The organism is Paraclostridium benzoelyticum, assembly GCF_001006285.1.
Lineage (GTDB): Bacteria > Bacillota > Clostridia > Peptostreptococcales > Peptostreptococcaceae > Paraclostridium > Paraclostridium benzoelyticum.
The window spans coordinates 16,324-33,284 of record NZ_LBBT01000203.1 but is presented as its reverse complement, the minus strand read 5'-3'; the positions used below and the strand labels follow the sequence as shown (position 1 = coordinate 33,284).

Sequence of the window (16,961 nt, the reverse complement as noted above, 5' to 3'; positions counted from 1 at the left end):
ATATTAAATTTTTATATAAAAAAATAACAAGATTAGATAAAAAACCCAATCTTGTTATTTTTTTACGCTCTAACTGTATCTATATTTTTTAATTCTTTAGGCATAACATTCCATATATAAACCGACAATCCAAAATCTAACATACTGTGAATTATAGTTCCTACCCCCACTAATAATAAAACAGATGTTAAAAAACCTTGTTCGTAATATCCTTGCGATAAGCTTGACCCAAAATAAAACGGAATAACTACCAATACTTCACCTATTGCATGTAAGATCCCCATAATCAATGAAAATCCCATTGACGACTTTATACTAGATATAACATTTTTGTTTTTCTTTAAATAAAGAGATCCAAAACTTACAAATACTAAATGGCTAAATGCTCTAGCTACTACAACTATTGGAAATCCTCCTAATAAAAATCCTACTGTTGTTCCAAATGTAACAAATAATGCAGTGCTTGGTGAAATAAACATGGCTATAAATATAGCAACATGACTAGCTAATGTAAATGATGCAGGTTCTAAAATTAGCTTAATTGGAGAAAACATAGGTATTATAATTCCTAAAGCACATAATAAAGCTGACATAACAACAGCTTTTGTGTTGATTTTACTATTCATAAAAAATCCCCCTATACATATGTAATTATAGGTGTCTTTACACCTGTCATTATAAGTGTATAGTCATATCATTTTTTTGTCAACTCTATAATAGATAATCTTTTTCCTTTAATGCTTTTATTACACAATCTAAAACTTCCTCATTTTCACATTTTATAGTATGAAGATGTACTCCATCAGTCAATTGTGATAATGGATTAGTTGCATCTTCTCCTAATTTTTTCATAAATTCTCTTATATCTCGTCTAGATGATACATGTAAATTGCCAGTTAACTGCCCATATACACTATGTTCCACTATAACATTTAAAACAGTTGCCCCTTCATCTACAATTATATTCAATTCATCTTCAATAAATTCTTTAGAATGTTTACATGCTATTGTCTTTACTAAACTACTTTCACATACTTCTTCATTTAGTATATATCCCTTAGGAGTTGATACAATATTTATACCTGTCGCTCTTATTAATGCAACGTCAGAAACTATAAGTTGTCTACTTACATCTAAAATTTTAGACAAATAAGAACCACTAACTGGTTTTGATGAACTTTTCAAAATTTCTATGATTTTTTCTCTTCTTTCATTACCACTCATAACAAACTCTCCTTTTTTATATTCCTGTAATATATTATAACTTACTATATAAAATAAAAAATCCCTGATATTTATCATATAAGGGATTTTTTAATCATCAACTAATTTTTTAATTACATCATTTATATAGCTTTTATCTTTTTTTATCATATAGCTTCTTATTAAAGGTTCTATATCTCTTTTTATTACCTGATTATACCAACTGTCCACTATATATTCATCAACTTTACTAGATATCATAAAATAACTTTGTCCTATCTTATAATTTTTGCCTAAATCTTCATCTTCCTCTATTATTTTATTCAATTTGCTCATATTGCAGACTACCTGATCTGCCATCTCTACTCCTAGACATTCTCCAAGGTAGTTTCTAAAGTCTATATTTTCAAAAACAGGTTCTATATCTATAAATCCAAATCTTCTTCTCAATGGATAGCCTATGTCTTTTAAATTTTTATCAGCTGTATTTAACGTTCCTATTATATAAACATTGTCTGGAATATAAAAACTCTCATCACTATCGCTATAAATAAGTTTGATAGAATTTTCTTTTCCCCTTTTGTTATTTTCGATTATAGAACTTATTTCTCCAAATATTTTATTGACGTCAACTCGGTTTATTTCATCTATTATAAAGTAATGCTTATGCTCTGGATAAGATTGCGCTTTTTTTATAAAATCATAAAACACTCCATTTTTTATATAATCTTCTCCATTTTTACCCTTTCTATATCCTCTTACAAATTCTTCATAGGTATAATTTTCATGAAACTGAATCATTTCTATGTTTGAATTATCTCTGTTTCCTTGATGAAAATAGCAAATTCGCTTTGCTATAAACGTTTTTCCAACACCTGAAGGTCCTTGCAATATTATATTTTTTTTAAAGTCTAAATTGAAAATTATATCATCTAAAACTTCTTCTTCCATAAAAACTTCTCTTAATAATTCTGTTTTTGTATATCCAAAATTTCCTGCAAAGTTGAATATTGCATCTACATATTTTTCTACTATTTTTTCTATTGCCGATTTAAACTTTAGAAATGCATGAAGATATAATTTTCTATACTCCATAAGTTCATTGAAATTATCAACATCTATTTCAAATCCCATTCTAACCCAATCTTTGTTTTGCTTTCTTTCACTTATACCAAGTTCATATCCTACTTTTCTTGATATGAATTCATTTTTTTCATAGTAAATATCTTTTAAAAATTGAGCCCCTTCTGCATCTCTTGACTCTATATATAATCCTAACTGTTCTTCTTTCCTAAAATATTTAAATACATAATATATGGGTTGCCCTAATATTTTACCACTAGAAAAGTAATCTCTTTGCTGGCTATAACTTACATCTACATCTGCTTTATTTTCTATATCTATAGATAGTTTTGTTAAGAAATCTATAACTATATCCCTAGCCATCATAATCACTCCCCTTTCCCATATATTATACCTTAGTAAAATATATGAGCTCGATTTGATTAATATGATTGTGATTTAATATTAATCCTGCTAATTACATTTGTATTTCTTTTATATTATAATAATTATAAATAAATTTTACTATTGGAGGAATTATGCTTACAATTTTATTTCTTTGTCTTGGTGGTTTTCTAGCTGCTTTTGTTGATTCAATAGCAGGTGGTGGTGGCTTAATAAGTATGCCTATTTTGTTAATGGCAGGTCTTCCGGCTCATCTAGCACTTGGAACCAACAAATTTGCAGGTGCTTTTGGTTGTTTTTCTAGTGCATATAAGTATTCAAATTCAGGTAAAACTAATGTTGAGTTATTAAAAAAATTGATTCCGTTTACAATTTTAGGATGTTTCCTAGGTGTTAAATGTGTTTTATCTATAAGTGAAAATATATTAAATGTTTTAGTTTTCCTTATGATACTGATAGTTGCAATATATACATATTTAAAGAAAGACTTAGGTAAAGAGGATAAATTCGAAAGCCTTAGCAAGGAAAACATAAAAAAAGGTATGTTTATGGCTTTTACCTTAGGTTTTTATGATGGTTTTTTTGGACCTGGCACAGGTACATTTTTAACATTTGCATTTATAAAAATTTATGGTTTTGATTTTTTACATGCATCTGCAAATACTAAGATTTTAAATTTTACAAGTAATTTGACAGCACTTATATTATTTATGTTTAGTGGTCAAATTCTTTACAAAGTAGCAATTTTTTATGCTATTTCTATGGTAATAGGAGGATATATAGGAGCTAAAGTTGCTATAAGCAAAGGATCTCAACTAATAAAGCCAATTTTTTTATTTATGGCTTTAGGTGTTGCTATAAAACTTCTTTACCAAGCATTTTAATAAATAAAAGCTGTACAGATTTTAGTCTATACAGCTTTTATTTATTATTTTACTTCAATTATATATACTTGAGTTTGTGGAGGTATACTCATAGTCATTACATTAGAATGAAAAGCTACGATTTTATCACCTATCTCCAAATCATCTATACTTATTTCATTATATTCACAATCAAGAATTAATGTTTGATCACTATAAATAAGCTTAGTGAAAGTATATATATCCTTTGGATTTGTAGCTATTGTTATAAACTTATATGGCTGGCCCTTAATATCGTTTATATCAACTATATTTCCAAATTTATAATTTGCATACTTCATAAAAATTCCTCCTAACAAAGGCTTCACAAATTATTATCTTATATATATTATGATTTATATTGAAAATGTGTTAATATAGCATATTAAAAAAGTACAATGCAAATACATTGTACTTTTTTAATATGTTCCCTTTCTTTCTATTTTATCATATAATTTTTCATCTTTAGTTTTAGTTGAGCCTGAGTTTCTAGCTCCTATTTTTTTACCATCTACTATTCCAATTTCAGATCCGTGTTCAAATAAAACTTTTCTTTTTTCTGCATTAGTCTTTGGTCTATCTTTATGTCTATTTTTATTATTTTTCATGATAAAATCCTCCTCGATGATAAGTGTATTTCATATTTAATTTAACCAAAAACTTAGTTCATATTCTGATTGTATGAAATTTCTTGATTTTCAATAATCTTTATCATGCTCATATTATTTTTTTCATCAACTTCAAACCCATACTTTCTGTAAATCTTATTTAAAGATTCTTGTGTTATTATACTTTTAGAAGGTATTGCCACACCTTCGATTTTATTTATATAATTAAATTTGTAGTCTTCAAAATAATGATTGTATAAGTCTAATTTTGTATTTATTTTTTTTACTATATCATCTAAATTTTCTAATATTATCTTCCCATATCCATGGTTTGGTTTTCCAGATGTAAATTCCTTTATATATAAAACTCCACCATCTTCTAAGTTGTAATAACTACAATCCATATAAGTATCTTTAGCATCCCCCACAAATACTCTTATATCTATAGGCATAAAAATTTCCATATCATTTTTACTTAATTTTATTGTCAAGCAAACTATTCGGTTTAATTTGTCATTGTTGACTTCAAGTATTATATCCTCTTCTGTTTTTAAATATCTTTTTAACTTTTTGATAAGTTTTACATAATAATTATAAGTAGTAATAATTTGTTTATTTTCTTTATTTATTTCTTTTGTGGATATAGTCTTTAATTTACTTTTTTTTATAGATTTAACATCTTTAGATCTTAAATTAAATTTCATTTCATCTATCTTATGCAATAAATCTTCCATAACCCCTCCACATATAAAACTTCTTTATTAGTTTTTATATGTGGAAAGTTATACTTTATTACTATATTTTTCTATATCTTTTTAATGCTAATATATTAAAAACATATAAAACTATTATAAATATTATTAAAATAATACAATCATTATATATGTTGTAAAAATCAAAACCTTTTATAAATATTCCGCTCAAAGCACTTGCTCCATAATATAAAGGCGTTATTCTAGCAATATTTTGCAGCCATATACTCATACTTTCTATCGGTATTAGCCCTGTAAAAAATATTTGAGGAACTATTATTATAGGTATAAACTGCATAATTTGAAACTCTGAATTAGCAAATGTAGATAAAATGAGTCCTAATGATAATGCTACAAGCGCAATTAATATATTTACAATAACTACCAACAATATATTACCTTCAATCGTTATATTCAATATGTAAATCGAAAATAACACGATTAATATAGTCTGTATTACAGCAAATATACCATAGCCAGCCAAGTACCCTAATACAATTTCACTTCTTTTTATAGGAGTAGATAGTAATCTATCTAATGTACCTGTAGTTCTTTCTTTTAATAAAGATATTCCCGAAACTAAAAATACAAAGAAGAATACAAAAAAACCAATGAGTATAGGACTTAAAGTATCAAAATATGTTAAGTCTTCATTTGAATATACATAACTTGAGTCTATCGATATTTTATTACTTTCTCCAATGTTTTTATTAACTTTTGAAGAAATTTTTAAAAATTCATCTTTTAATATAGTTGATTGTACTTTTCCTTCAATTTCTTTTGTATTTATTGGTGAACTATTTTCATATGTTATTTCTAATTCATTATTATTATTTTTAACTATAAACGCATCTAAATTTTGATTTGTTATCTTATTTTTAATATTATTTTTATCACTGTATTCTTTTATATTAAGATCTGCATCTTTAAGTGATTCATTAAACTCTGATGATGTATTATAAACCCCTACATTTAATAAGTTTTCTTCATTAGAGTTAAATAAAAAATAAACTAAAGTCATAACAATCATAGGTGCAACCATCATAAGTGCTAATGTTCTTTTATCATGAATGGTTTGTTTTATTATTCTTATTATAATAGCTTTTACCCTCATTAAATTTCACCTCCTATTTTTAAGAATATATCCTCAATAGTATCTACTTTAAATTCATCCTTTAATTTACTAGGTGTTCCATTTGCTATAATTTTACCATTTCTTATTAATGCTAACTTGTCACATCTTTGAGCTTCATCCATTACGTGAGTTGTTATTATTATGGATTTCCCATTTAATTTTAATTTATTTAGCTCATTCCAAATACTAAGTCTAAGTTTAGGATCAATTCCTACAGTAGGTTCATCTAGTATTAAAACTTTTGGGTCCTGTATTAATGATATAGCTAATGATAACCTTCTTTTCATACCTCCAGAATAATATTTAACCTTTTTATTTAAATCATTTTGCATATTAACTAAATTTGATACATACTCTATTCTTTTATTTATCTCATACTTATTTATTGAAAATATTTTAGCAAAAAATTCTAGATTTTCTTTACCAGTCAAATCCTCATATAGAGCATCAGACTGAGCCATATATCCAATACTTTGTAATATGTTTCTATTTGGTATTTTACTTCCTAATATGAATACTTCTCCACAACTAATTTTTTCCATACCTATAATAGATTTTATAAATGTACTCTTTCCAGACCCAGATGGTCCTATTAATCCTAATATTTCTCCCTCTTCAATTTCTAAACTTACATTATCAAGAATTTTAATTTTAGAAACTTCCTTAGTAATATTTTTTACTTTAACAATACTCATGTTAACCTCCTTTTAATCGACACGGTGTTGATTAATCCTTATATTATAATTATAATTAAGTCATAATATATAACAATAATTAAAAACTCTCGATGTGTTTATTATTAAACACATTTCATGATTTTGTTGATTATATTTAGTTTAGGAGGATATTATGGATAGAAGAATTTTAAAAACTAGAAGTGTAATTAAAAAATCTTTAACATCATTAATGAAAGAAAAACCATTTGATAAAATTACTATAAAAGATATTACTGACAAAGCTAACATTAACAGAGCTACTTTTTACCTACATTACATGGATAAATACGATTTATTAGAACAAAGTCAAAATGATATATTAAACGAAATAAGAGAAGTATTAGCTGATGCATTTAAAATATTTAACCCTCAATCTTTACCCATACAAGATGCAACTACTATAATTCCTTTTTTAAGCTGCGTTTATGAATGTATAGGTAAAAACTCTGACTTTGTAAAAGTTATACTAGGCGGAAATGGAGACTTAAACTTTCATTTAAAATTTAAAAGTCTAATTGAAGAGTTGATAAAAAAAATATCTGTAATAAAAACTCCAGATGCATTTTGTATCCCTCTAAAATATTTAATTGAAACAGCAACATCCATGCATATTGGAATTATATCCAGATGGCTTGAAGATGGAATGGTTGAAACACCTTATGAGTTAGCTTGTATAACATCTAATATTATAGTTTCTATTTCTAATTCAGTTATAAAAAATTAAATGGCTATCTTAATAAGATAGCCATTTTTTACGCTTAAGGAAATCATACTTAACAAATGTTTGTGGATAACTTATACAACGTAGTTATACAAATGTTTTGTCGAAAGTAAAAAATGATATTTTGAGCAACGGACATAGTCGTTGGCGACATGAGCAAAGCGAATTTTTTATTTAAATATTTTTAATTACTTTACACGGACTTCCTACAGCTACACAATTAGATGGTATATCTTTTGTAACAACACTACCAGATCCTATAACAACATTATCGCCTATATTTACACCTGGGTTTATTATAGCACCCCCACCTATCCATACATTATCTCCTATTGTTACTGGAGATCCATATTCGATTCCTGAAATTCTTAATTTAGGATCTATAGGATGATAAGCTGTGTATATTTGAACATTTGGTGCTAACATTGCATTTTTACCAATTTTAATTTCGCATACATCTAACATTATACAATCAAAATTAGCATAAAAATTTTCGCCTAAATGTATATTGTAACCATAATCACATTTAAAACTTGGTTCTATATATACATTTTCACCGGTAGATCCAAGTAGCTTTCTTAAAATTTCATTTTTTGTATAATCATCAGTATCTATAGTTTGATTATATAATCTTGTTAATATCCTAGCTTGTTGTCTATCTTTTACTAGCTCTGGATCAGATGCAATATATGCATCTCCTTTTAGCATTTTTTCTTTTTCAGTCATATAAATACCCCTTATTATATTTTATATAATCTACATTCCCAAGGTTTTAAATTCATCGAACTTATTATATCATGCTCTTTTACTTCTATATTTGATAAAATTAAGTTTTTGTAATTTAATTTTACTTCATCGTAATTGTATAAAACATTATCATTAGACATATTGCTAATTACTAAAAATTTACTATCATCTAATACTCTTTCATATGCATATATATTTGTATTATTTTCTAATATTAATTTATACTCACCATATATTAAAGCTTCATATTCTTTTCTAATTTTAATCATACTTTTATAAAAGTTTAATATAGAGTTTTTATCCATTATTTGATTTTCAACATTTATATTTTTATAGTTTGGATTTATTCCTATCCAAGGTGTTACACTACTAAACCCTCCAAAATCACTACTGTTCCACTGCATAGGAGTTCTGGCATTGTCTCTAGATAACCTCCATGCTCGTTTCATAAGTTCTTCATGACTATCCCCTGAATCTAACCCTATATAATAATTATTTTTAGTTTTCACATCATTATAATCTTCAATATTTTTAAACTCTACATTTGTCATCCCTATTTCTTGACCTTGATATATAAAAGGAGTCCCCTCTTGCATAAAATACATAAGACCTAAGCACGTAGCACTTTCATACCAATACTCTTTATCATTACCTAACATAGATACAATCCTAGGTATATCATGATTTTCTATGAATAAAGCATTCCATCCTAATCCATGTAAATTGGTTTGCCATTTGCTTAATACTTTTTTAAATTCAACTAAATCAAGAGTCTTATCCATATCACTATTCCATAAATCTAAATGCTCAAACTGAAATACCATATCAAACTTACCATCTTTTTGTGATACCCAAAGATGAGCATCTTCAGGAGTTACTCCATTAGCTTCTCCAACTGTCATAACATCATAATTTCCATAAGTATTTTCTTTTATCTCTTTTAAATAATTGTGGATTCCATCTACATTCATATGCTTTTCAAAACACGAAACATATTTTAAATTGTCTGGATTTGGCATATCTAAAAGCCCTTTTTCTTTGTTTATATGACTAATCGCATCTACTCTAAATCCATCTATCCCTTTTTCTAACCACCAGTTCATCATGTCATATATTGCTAATCTCATATCTTTATTTTCCCAGTTTAAATCTGGCTGCTTTTTAGTAAAAAGATGTAAATAGTATTGATCTGTTAGATCATCTTTAACCCATGCAGATCCTCCAAATATACTTTCCCAGTTATTTGGTTCTTTACTATCCTTTCCATCTTTCCATATATACCAATCTCGCTTTTTGCTATCTTTAGAAGATCTAGATTCCACAAACCAAGGATGTTCATCACTAGTATGATTTATTACTAAATCTATAATTAACTTCATTCCTCTTTTATGAACTTCATCTAATAGTTCATCAAAATCTTTCATACTACCAAATTCATCCATAATATCTCTATAGTCACTAATATCATATCCATTATCATCATTAGGAGACTTATAAAAAGGTGAAACCCATATTACATCTATACCTAAATCTTTTATATAATCTAACTTTTGTATAATCCCCCTTAAATCTCCAATTCCATCTCCATTAGAATCTTTAAAACTTCTAGGATAAACTTGATAAGCTACGGCTTCTTTCCACCAAGTCTTTTTCATATATATCAACCTCCATAACTTTCCATTTTCTTCTTCACCCATTGCTAATATAATGGTTTGAAGTTAATATATTTGCTGACGAAACACTTAAAGTACGTTTTTTGTACTTTGTGTGAAGGAAGCAAATTTATTGACTTCAAACCACCTTATAAACTATATATTTACAACTACCTCTACCCCATAATGGTCTGATACCACATTTTTATTTATTCCATTAAAAATAACATTAGAACTTTCTACTTTGATTTCTTTATTTGAAAGAATTAAATCTAGCCTTAAGTTTTCTTTATTTTTATCCCACCCTGCAATTTTTCCTTTTACAGTTATTCCTGAATCTTTATTATTTGATAAATTATATGTGTCAAATAATTTTTCACAAATATAATCATATCCTTCATTTTCTACATTAGCATTATTGTTAAAATCCCCCATCACAAATGCAAATTTATCATTTTCAATTTGCATAAAAAGTTTATCAAACTGTTCTTTGAATGGCTCTTCATCATCATTCCACCATCCTAAATGACACGAATATAAACTAATTTCATAATTGTTATAAACTACATTTAACTTAACTATTTTCCTAGTTTTCCAAAAATTGATATCCTCACTTATAGATATGTTAAAACTATCCTTTTTAACTATAGGAAGCTTTGTCATAAGACAAAGCCCCTCTTCATATATATCATAACCTATATGAGCAACATCCCAATGGAGTGTATAATTCTCATTTCCAAGTTTTTTTAATTCATCTTGAAGTAACAATGCAAAGTTATTTGCTTTCACATTATCATAAGCTATATCTGAACATATTAATTGACTTACTTCTTGAAGAGCTATAGCGTCATATTCTTTTTCATTTATGACCTTAGCTATATAAGATATTTTTTCAATTTGATTTTCTTCTTGCCAAGAGTGGCAATTCAATGTTAAAAGCTTCACTGTTTTACACTCCTAACATATCTAATATATTAGATTTTAAAACATCAGCCTTTGGTCCATATATCGCTTGGACCCCTCTATCTTTGACAATAAGTCCTAATGCACCAAGTGCCTTCCAATCTTTTTCACTTCCAACCAAGCTCACATCTTTTACAGTTACTCTTAATCTAGTCATACATGCATCTACGTCTTCTATATTATCAGCTCCTCCAAGTAAGTTGATTATTTTACTTGATAATACATCTTGAGCTATGTTGTTAGTATCTACCTTTTTGCTCTCTTCTTCGTTACTTTCTTCTATATAGTTTCCTTTACGTCCTGGTGTTGCAATATTAAACTTCTTGATTAAGAAATTGAATATTCCAAAGTTTAGTAAGAAAAATACAACACATGATATAAAGAAGTTAACTAAATCCATTGTAAGTCCTGCTTTAACAAGCATTGGAGTACGAGTTAAAAATTCTATAAATCCAAAAGCATGCACTCTTAAGTGAATTATATCTGCAAGTGCAAATGCAAGTCCTGTAAGAATTGCATAAACTATATATAAAACTGGTGATATAAACATAAACATAAATTCTATTGGTTCTGTAACCCCAGTTAAGAAACATGCTAGCATAGCAGATATAAATATAGGTTTGTAATTTTTAGCTTTATCTTTATCAACATTTTTGTACATTGCTAAAGATATACCTGCAAGTGATGCAGTTGATAATATAACCTGCCCTGCTTTAAAACGAGCTGGTGTTATACTTGTTAATAACTCTTTATACGATGCCATATCTCCTGCAGATTTAAAGTTAATTAAATCAGTTATCCATGCAAGCCATAATGGATCTTGTCCTGCAACTGTAGTTCCTGCAGCTGCGCCTGTTGCAATATGATATATACCTCCAAGTTCTGTATAGTTCATAGGCACAGTTATCATATGATGAAGTCCAAATGGTAGTAATAATCTTTCAAGTGTTCCATATACAAATGGCGCTAAAACCGGAGCAGTATCTTTAGAAGATGCAATCCACATACCAAAAGCATTTAAAGCTCCCTGTGCAAATGGCCAAATTATAGATAATATAATTGCAGTTATTACAGAACCTAATATAACAACAAACGGAACAAAACGTTTTCCATTGAAAAATGCTAAAGCCTTAGGAAGTTTATCAAAGTTGTAGAATTTATTATAAAGTACAGCTCCCATAAACCCTGATATTATACCAACAAACACTCCCATGTTAAGTGCTGGTGCACCTAATATAGATGTGAAATAATCTTTAACTAAAAGTGTAGATCCTGTTAAAGAAGTTACTGTTGCTTGTGGATCTAAAAGCATATCTGCATTTACACCAAGTACAACTCCCGTGATACGATTTATTAATATAAATGCAATTACAGCAGCAAAAGCTCCTCCTGCTCTTTCTTTTGCCCAAGATCCTCCTATTGCAACAGCAAATAGTATATGTAGGTTTCCAATTATTCCCCAACCTATATCTTCCACAACTTTTGCTGTTGTCATTATTAAGTGAGCATCAGATGACATACCTATAAGTTTTCCTATAGAAACCATAAGCCCTGCTGCTGGCATAACCGCTATAACCACTAATAAAGCTTTACCTAGCTTTTGCCAAAAGTCAAATGAAATTAATTTTGTTTTACTACTCATTTTAAACTCATCTCCTTTTTAATTTAAGTATTGTCTCTACCTAATGCAATCGATTGCATTAAATAGTAAAAAAATATACAACTTTTTTATTTCTCACCTTTATTATAAGCAAATTATAACACCTCATGAAAATGTTTTCAAGATTTTTTTAATTTTTTTGTAAATTTGATACAAATCATTAATTTCAATAATGCAACCATTTGCACAAATCTATTATACACATCTATTATATATAGAATAGTTTAAGACAGTCTTAAACCTTCTATATATAATTTATTTAAAAGATTCTCTTTCTATAAACTCTGTATTTACTATGTAATGTGTATTTACTGTGTCTTGATTTTCTAATTTTTCAATAAGTAGTTTTGCAGCATAGTATCCTAGATCATCTGCATTTATATCTACAGATGCTAATGGTGGTGTCTGGTATTTTGAAAGTTGGATATTATTAAATCCAACTAATGATATTTTTTCTAAATTTTTTTCATTTAGTAACTGAGACACTCCAAATGCCAATAAATCATCTGTAGTTACAATAGCTGTAATCTCATTTTTTCTTAACAATTCTTTAGCTGCATCATATCCTGTATTTTCTTTAAAAAGTTGCTTATGTATAACTAAATCTTCATCATAATTTAATCCATTCACTTCCAAAGCCATTTTATATCCTTTCAATCTGTCTTTTGACATATTCAAAGTTTTTATAGCTCCTATAAATCCTATTTTTTTATGTCCTTTTTGAATAAGCCTATTTACTACATTATACATAGCCTGGAAATTATCATTATCCACCCACAATATATCTTCTGTTTTTTCGGGCCTTCCTATTGCTACAAAAGGAAATTCTATATTGTTTAAAAACTTAATACTTTCATCATTTTCATTTACTCTTAGAAGTATAATTCCTTCAATTAAGTTAGTGTTAGTAATTTCTTTTATACTTTCAAACTCATTTTTTCCATCTTTTGCAAACACATATGTAATATAATAGTTTTTATTTTGTGCATAAATACTCATCCCCTTCATGGCATTTATAAAAAATGGATTTGTAAGTAAGTCATCTGCTTCACTTGGTAAAACTACTCCCAATATTTTTGTTTTATTATTTGCAAGACTTCTTGCAATTGCATTAGGTTTGTAATTTAACTTTTTTATTGCTTCATTGACCTTAGCTTTAGTTTCTTCACTAATTTTAGGATTATTAGACAAAACTCTAGACACTGTAGAAGTTGCAACTCCTGCCTCTTTTGCAACATCTTTTATAGTTACTTTAATCATACCAAATACCCTCAATATTTTTTATTTTTATTATTTAGCAAAATATTTCAGCCTCTATACTTATTTTTTTTAACTCTTTATAAATATCACTTATTTCCTTACATCTATAAGTTTTTAAAGCTTTTATTAAAGGAGTATAACAATCACTAATATCATATTGTATGTAATTTCCAAATGTATCTTTTGTAAAAATAACTTCTTCTTCCTCATCTATAAAGCTATGTTCTAAAATACTTTCATAATCAAAATTGGATCTTAACACCTCATCAGCCTCTAATAATAGTTCATAAGAGCTTTTTAGTAATTCCATTTTATTCCCCACTTTTAATTCTCCTTTCTAATTTTATATTGTGCTTGATTATTATAACTCATTCTTTTGTCGTTTTATGTAATATCGTGCTAATTCCAATATTTACACAATAAAAGGGAGTATAAAACTCCCTTTAGTGTATCTATTTACCTTTGATGTTATCTTTAACTTTTTTACCTACATTTGCCCCTGTATTTATAGTTTCCTTAGCTATGTTTCCAACTCCATTTATAACATCTTTACCTACATTCAACCCTGTATTTATAGTTTCTTTTCCTATATTTCCAGCTCCATTTAAAACTTCTTTACCTACATCTGTTACTGGTTTAGTCACTTTTTTTATATTATCTTCTACCTTCTTTTTACCCATTTTTTAACATCTCCCATATTATTGTATAAGTAGTTTTATCTACTTATACAATAATATGTAGTTTTTTAGCTTTTTGTTACATCACTTCTATTTGAATAATTCTATTAAGTCTTCTTTACTTAATCCTTTTAAATTAGTAGAATTAGATAAGCTATCGTCAATAATATTATCAATCATATCCTTTTTATTTTCTTGTAATAAAACTATCTTTTCCTCTATTGTGTCTTTTGATATTAATTTTACTACTTCAACTACATTTTTTTGACCTATCCTGTGAGCTCTATCACTTGCTTGATTTTCTACGGCTAAATTCCACCATGGGTCAAAATGTATAACCATGTCAGCACTAGTTAAATTTAATCCTGTGCCTCCAGCTTTTAAAGATATTAAAAAAACATTAATATTTTTATTTTCATTAAATTCATTAACTAAATTTATACGATCTTTAGCTTTAGTTTTTCCGTCTAAATACATAGATTTTATATTTTTATTTTTAAGTTCTTCTTCTATTAATCTTAGAACACTTGTAAACTGAGAAAATAATAATATCTTTCTCCCATTTAAAATAGCTTCATTTAAAATTTCTATACAAATATCAACTTTAGAACTCTTGCCACTATACTCTTTCAATAAGGTCTTAGGATGAAGACATAATTGTCTCAGTTTAGTTAAATATGAAAATATTGTTATTTTATCATTTTCATATTTAGTACTTTCTAATTTTTCTATTACACTTTTATTATAAATATCATATATTTTCTTTTGTTCTTTATTTAATTCTACAATGAATTTCTTTTCTATTTTGTCTGGTAATTCCTTTATAACTTCTTTTTTTGTTCTTCTCAATATAAAAGGTTTTATTAATTTTTTTAATTTTTTAATGTCTCCATCTACAAATTTATTTTGAAATTCTTTTTTATCATATAAATACCCAGGCATTATAAAATCAAATATAGACCAAAGTTCTAATAAGTTATTTTCTAATGGAGTCCCTGTTAAGGCAAACTTAATATCAGCGCTAATGCTCTTTATAGATTTAGTTACTATAGCATCTGGATTTTTTATATTTTGAGCTTCATCTATGAACATATAATCAAATTTTTTGTCTTTATATTTCTCAAAATCATTTCTAATTGTAGAATAAGTAGTTAAAACTACATCATAATCTCTATAATTTTTAATTATTAAGTCTCTTGATTTTTTATCCCCATATGCTATTCCTACCTTCAAATTTGAAGCAAAATTATCAATTTCATTTTTCCAGTTATGTATAAGTGATGTAGGTGTTACAACTATATTTTTCGAATTTTTTTGACTACTAATAAACGCAATTGTTTGTAGTGTCTTTCCAAGACCCATTTCATCCGCTAAGATCCCTCCAAAGTTATAGTTACTTATACTATTAAACCAGTTAACCCCTTCTAATTGATATTCCCTTAATATATTTTTAATATTTTGCGGAATCTCGCAATTTATTTTTTCATTAAATCCAGACATTATTTTATCTATGTATTCTTTTCCTGATATAAAATTAAGTTTATTTTCTTTTATATAATTGTCTATATATAAAAGTTTACTATTTTCAACTTTAAAATCATCTGCTTCAGCAGGAATCCCCAACGTATCAATAAGTTCTAATAATTCCTGTATATCTTTATTATGTAAATCCAAGTATATAGATTCTTTCAATCTATATAGACGTTTATTTTCTTTGTATGCACTAAATATCTCATTATATCTTTTTCTATTGAGATTTCCTATATTAAAAGAAAGTCTCAAATTATCGTCTTCATCCAAATCAAACTTATATGTTACTTTAGCCTTAGCATATGCTACTTCATTATTATTAAGTTTATTTTGAGTGCTTTTTATATTGTTCTTCTTGTTTGTAAGGTCATCTATACACTTATAAATAGTTGCAACTATATGCTTACAAACAAATGTATTACTTTCCATACTTTTATTTAACCAATCATTGCAATCACAGCTAGTTGACACTATTCTATTGGTTTTTTCGCTTATAGTTATTAAAGAATTGTTTTTTTCATTAAACATTTCATTACCAACTACAGCATAAAAATTTATATTATCATTTTCTTTCTTTATATAGCTTTCACTTACTAAGTTGTTTTTATAAATTGCAACTCCAGAGTTATGTCTATTCTTTTCTGTATTATTTAAAATAATGCTTTTAATTGTACTAACTTTCATAATTTCACCACCTTAAACTTTAAAATATATAGTTTTATAAATACAAAAAAAGTACCTTCAAACTCAGGTACTTTTAAAACTGGCGGAGAGGGTGGGATTCGAACCCACGGCCCCTTTCGGAGTCACTGGTTTTCAAGACCAGCTCCTTAAACCACTCGGACACCTCTCCGTATTTCATTAACTTATATAGACAATATATCATATTTTTATTAATTTGTAAATATTTTTTACTTTTTTTTACAAAAATGGTGAATACACTACGATATCCACCATTTTAACAATTT

18 protein-coding genes and 1 tRNA gene are annotated in these 16,961 nt (G+C 27.1%); 2 read left to right on the top strand and 17 right to left on the bottom strand.

The window, feature by feature from the left end; all coding sequences use genetic code 11:
• Positions 1-62: 62 nt before the first annotated feature.
• The 3 genes from VN21_RS09705 to VN21_RS17875 all read right to left on the bottom strand — a co-directional run bounded on the left by VN21_RS09705 (position 63) and on the right by VN21_RS17875 (position 2,649).
• The gene (locus tag VN21_RS09705; protein WP_046823081.1) at positions 63-626 is read right to left on the bottom strand and encodes a membrane protein; all 564 of its coding nucleotides are present in this window, start codon (positions 624-626) and stop codon (positions 63-65) included.
• Between the two features lie 85 nt (positions 627-711).
• Positions 712-1,224, bottom strand: a complete 513-nt coding sequence (locus VN21_RS09700) for a transcription repressor NadR (protein WP_046823080.1) — start codon at positions 1,222-1,224, stop codon at positions 712-714.
• 90 nt (positions 1,225-1,314) lie between these two features.
• On the bottom strand, positions 1,315-2,649 hold the full coding sequence (locus VN21_RS17875; protein ID WP_161794386.1) for an AAA family ATPase: 1,335 nt from the start codon (positions 2,647-2,649) through the stop codon (positions 1,315-1,317).
• Between the two features lie 155 nt (positions 2,650-2,804).
• Here VN21_RS17875 and VN21_RS09690 point away from each other — a divergent pair, with 155 nt between their 5' ends.
• Positions 2,805-3,554, top strand: coding sequence for a sulfite exporter TauE/SafE family protein (locus VN21_RS09690; protein WP_046823079.1), 750 nt, complete (start codon positions 2,805-2,807; stop codon positions 3,552-3,554).
• Positions 3,555-3,598: 44 nt separating this feature from the next.
• Here VN21_RS09690 and VN21_RS09685 read toward each other — a convergent pair whose 3' ends face one another.
• From VN21_RS09685 to VN21_RS09665, 5 genes are all read right to left on the bottom strand, one after another.
• Positions 3,599-3,874, bottom strand: a complete 276-nt coding sequence (locus VN21_RS09685) for a hypothetical protein (RefSeq protein WP_046823078.1) — start codon at positions 3,872-3,874, stop codon at positions 3,599-3,601.
• Positions 3,875-3,991: 117 nt separating this feature from the next.
• Positions 3,992-4,180, bottom strand: coding sequence for a hypothetical protein (locus tag VN21_RS09680; RefSeq protein WP_046823077.1), 189 nt, complete (start codon positions 4,178-4,180; stop codon positions 3,992-3,994).
• Positions 4,181-4,233: 53 nt separating this feature from the next.
• Positions 4,234-4,914 (bottom strand): hypothetical protein, encoded by a 681-nt coding sequence (locus VN21_RS09675; protein ID WP_046823076.1) that lies wholly within the window; start codon positions 4,912-4,914, stop codon positions 4,234-4,236.
• A 61-nt stretch (positions 4,915-4,975) separates the two neighbouring features.
• Positions 4,976-6,046: an ABC transporter permease gene (locus tag VN21_RS09670; protein WP_046823075.1), complete on the bottom strand. Its 1,071-nt coding sequence runs from the start codon at positions 6,044-6,046 to the stop codon at positions 4,976-4,978.
• Complete coding sequence (locus VN21_RS09665) at positions 6,046-6,762, bottom strand: ABC transporter ATP-binding protein (protein ID WP_046823074.1); 717 nt, start codon at positions 6,760-6,762, stop codon at positions 6,046-6,048. The genes VN21_RS09670 and VN21_RS09665 overlap by 1 nt, the downstream gene beginning before the upstream one ends.
• Before the next feature lie 154 nt (positions 6,763-6,916).
• On the opposite strand from VN21_RS09665, the gene VN21_RS09660 reads away from it, so the two are divergent.
• Positions 6,917-7,507, top strand: a complete 591-nt coding sequence (locus VN21_RS09660; protein ID WP_046823073.1) for a TetR/AcrR family transcriptional regulator — start codon at positions 6,917-6,919, stop codon at positions 7,505-7,507.
• A gap of 171 nt (positions 7,508-7,678) precedes the next feature.
• Here VN21_RS09660 and VN21_RS19410 read toward each other — a convergent pair whose 3' ends face one another.
• The 9 genes from VN21_RS19410 to VN21_RS09615 all read right to left on the bottom strand — a co-directional run bounded on the left by VN21_RS19410 (position 7,679) and on the right by VN21_RS09615 (position 16,846).
• The gene (locus VN21_RS19410; protein WP_046823072.1) at positions 7,679-8,230 is read right to left on the bottom strand and encodes a sugar O-acetyltransferase; all 552 of its coding nucleotides are present in this window, start codon (positions 8,228-8,230) and stop codon (positions 7,679-7,681) included.
• Positions 8,231-8,244: 14 nt separating this feature from the next.
• Entirely contained in the window at positions 8,245-9,948 is a 1,704-nt protein-coding gene (locus VN21_RS09650) for a glycoside hydrolase family 13 protein (RefSeq protein WP_332840866.1), read from the bottom strand.
• 111 nt (positions 9,949-10,059) lie between these two features.
• The gene (locus VN21_RS09645) at positions 10,060-10,848 is read right to left on the bottom strand and encodes an endonuclease/exonuclease/phosphatase family protein (RefSeq protein WP_046823070.1); all 789 of its coding nucleotides are present in this window, start codon (positions 10,846-10,848) and stop codon (positions 10,060-10,062) included.
• A gap of 4 nt (positions 10,849-10,852) precedes the next feature.
• Positions 10,853-12,508, bottom strand: a complete 1,656-nt coding sequence (locus VN21_RS09640) for a PTS transporter subunit IIBC (RefSeq protein ID WP_046823069.1) — start codon at positions 12,506-12,508, stop codon at positions 10,853-10,855.
• A 273-nt stretch (positions 12,509-12,781) separates the two neighbouring features.
• Complete coding sequence (locus VN21_RS09635) at positions 12,782-13,786, bottom strand: LacI family DNA-binding transcriptional regulator (RefSeq protein WP_332840865.1); 1,005 nt, start codon at positions 13,784-13,786, stop codon at positions 12,782-12,784.
• Positions 13,787-13,820: 34 nt separating this feature from the next.
• Positions 13,821-14,108: a hypothetical protein gene (locus VN21_RS09630; RefSeq protein ID WP_046823068.1), complete on the bottom strand. Its 288-nt coding sequence runs from the start codon at positions 14,106-14,108 to the stop codon at positions 13,821-13,823.
• 130 nt (positions 14,109-14,238) lie between these two features.
• Entirely contained in the window at positions 14,239-14,466 is a 228-nt protein-coding gene (locus VN21_RS09625) for a hypothetical protein (protein WP_226896692.1), read from the bottom strand.
• An 87-nt stretch (positions 14,467-14,553) separates the two neighbouring features.
• Complete coding sequence (locus tag VN21_RS09620) at positions 14,554-16,677, bottom strand: DEAD/DEAH box helicase (RefSeq protein ID WP_046823067.1); 2,124 nt, start codon at positions 16,675-16,677, stop codon at positions 14,554-14,556.
• 80 nt (positions 16,678-16,757) lie between these two features.
• Positions 16,758-16,846 (bottom strand) — tRNA-Ser (locus VN21_RS09615).
• Between the last annotated feature and the right edge of the window lie 115 nt (positions 16,847-16,961).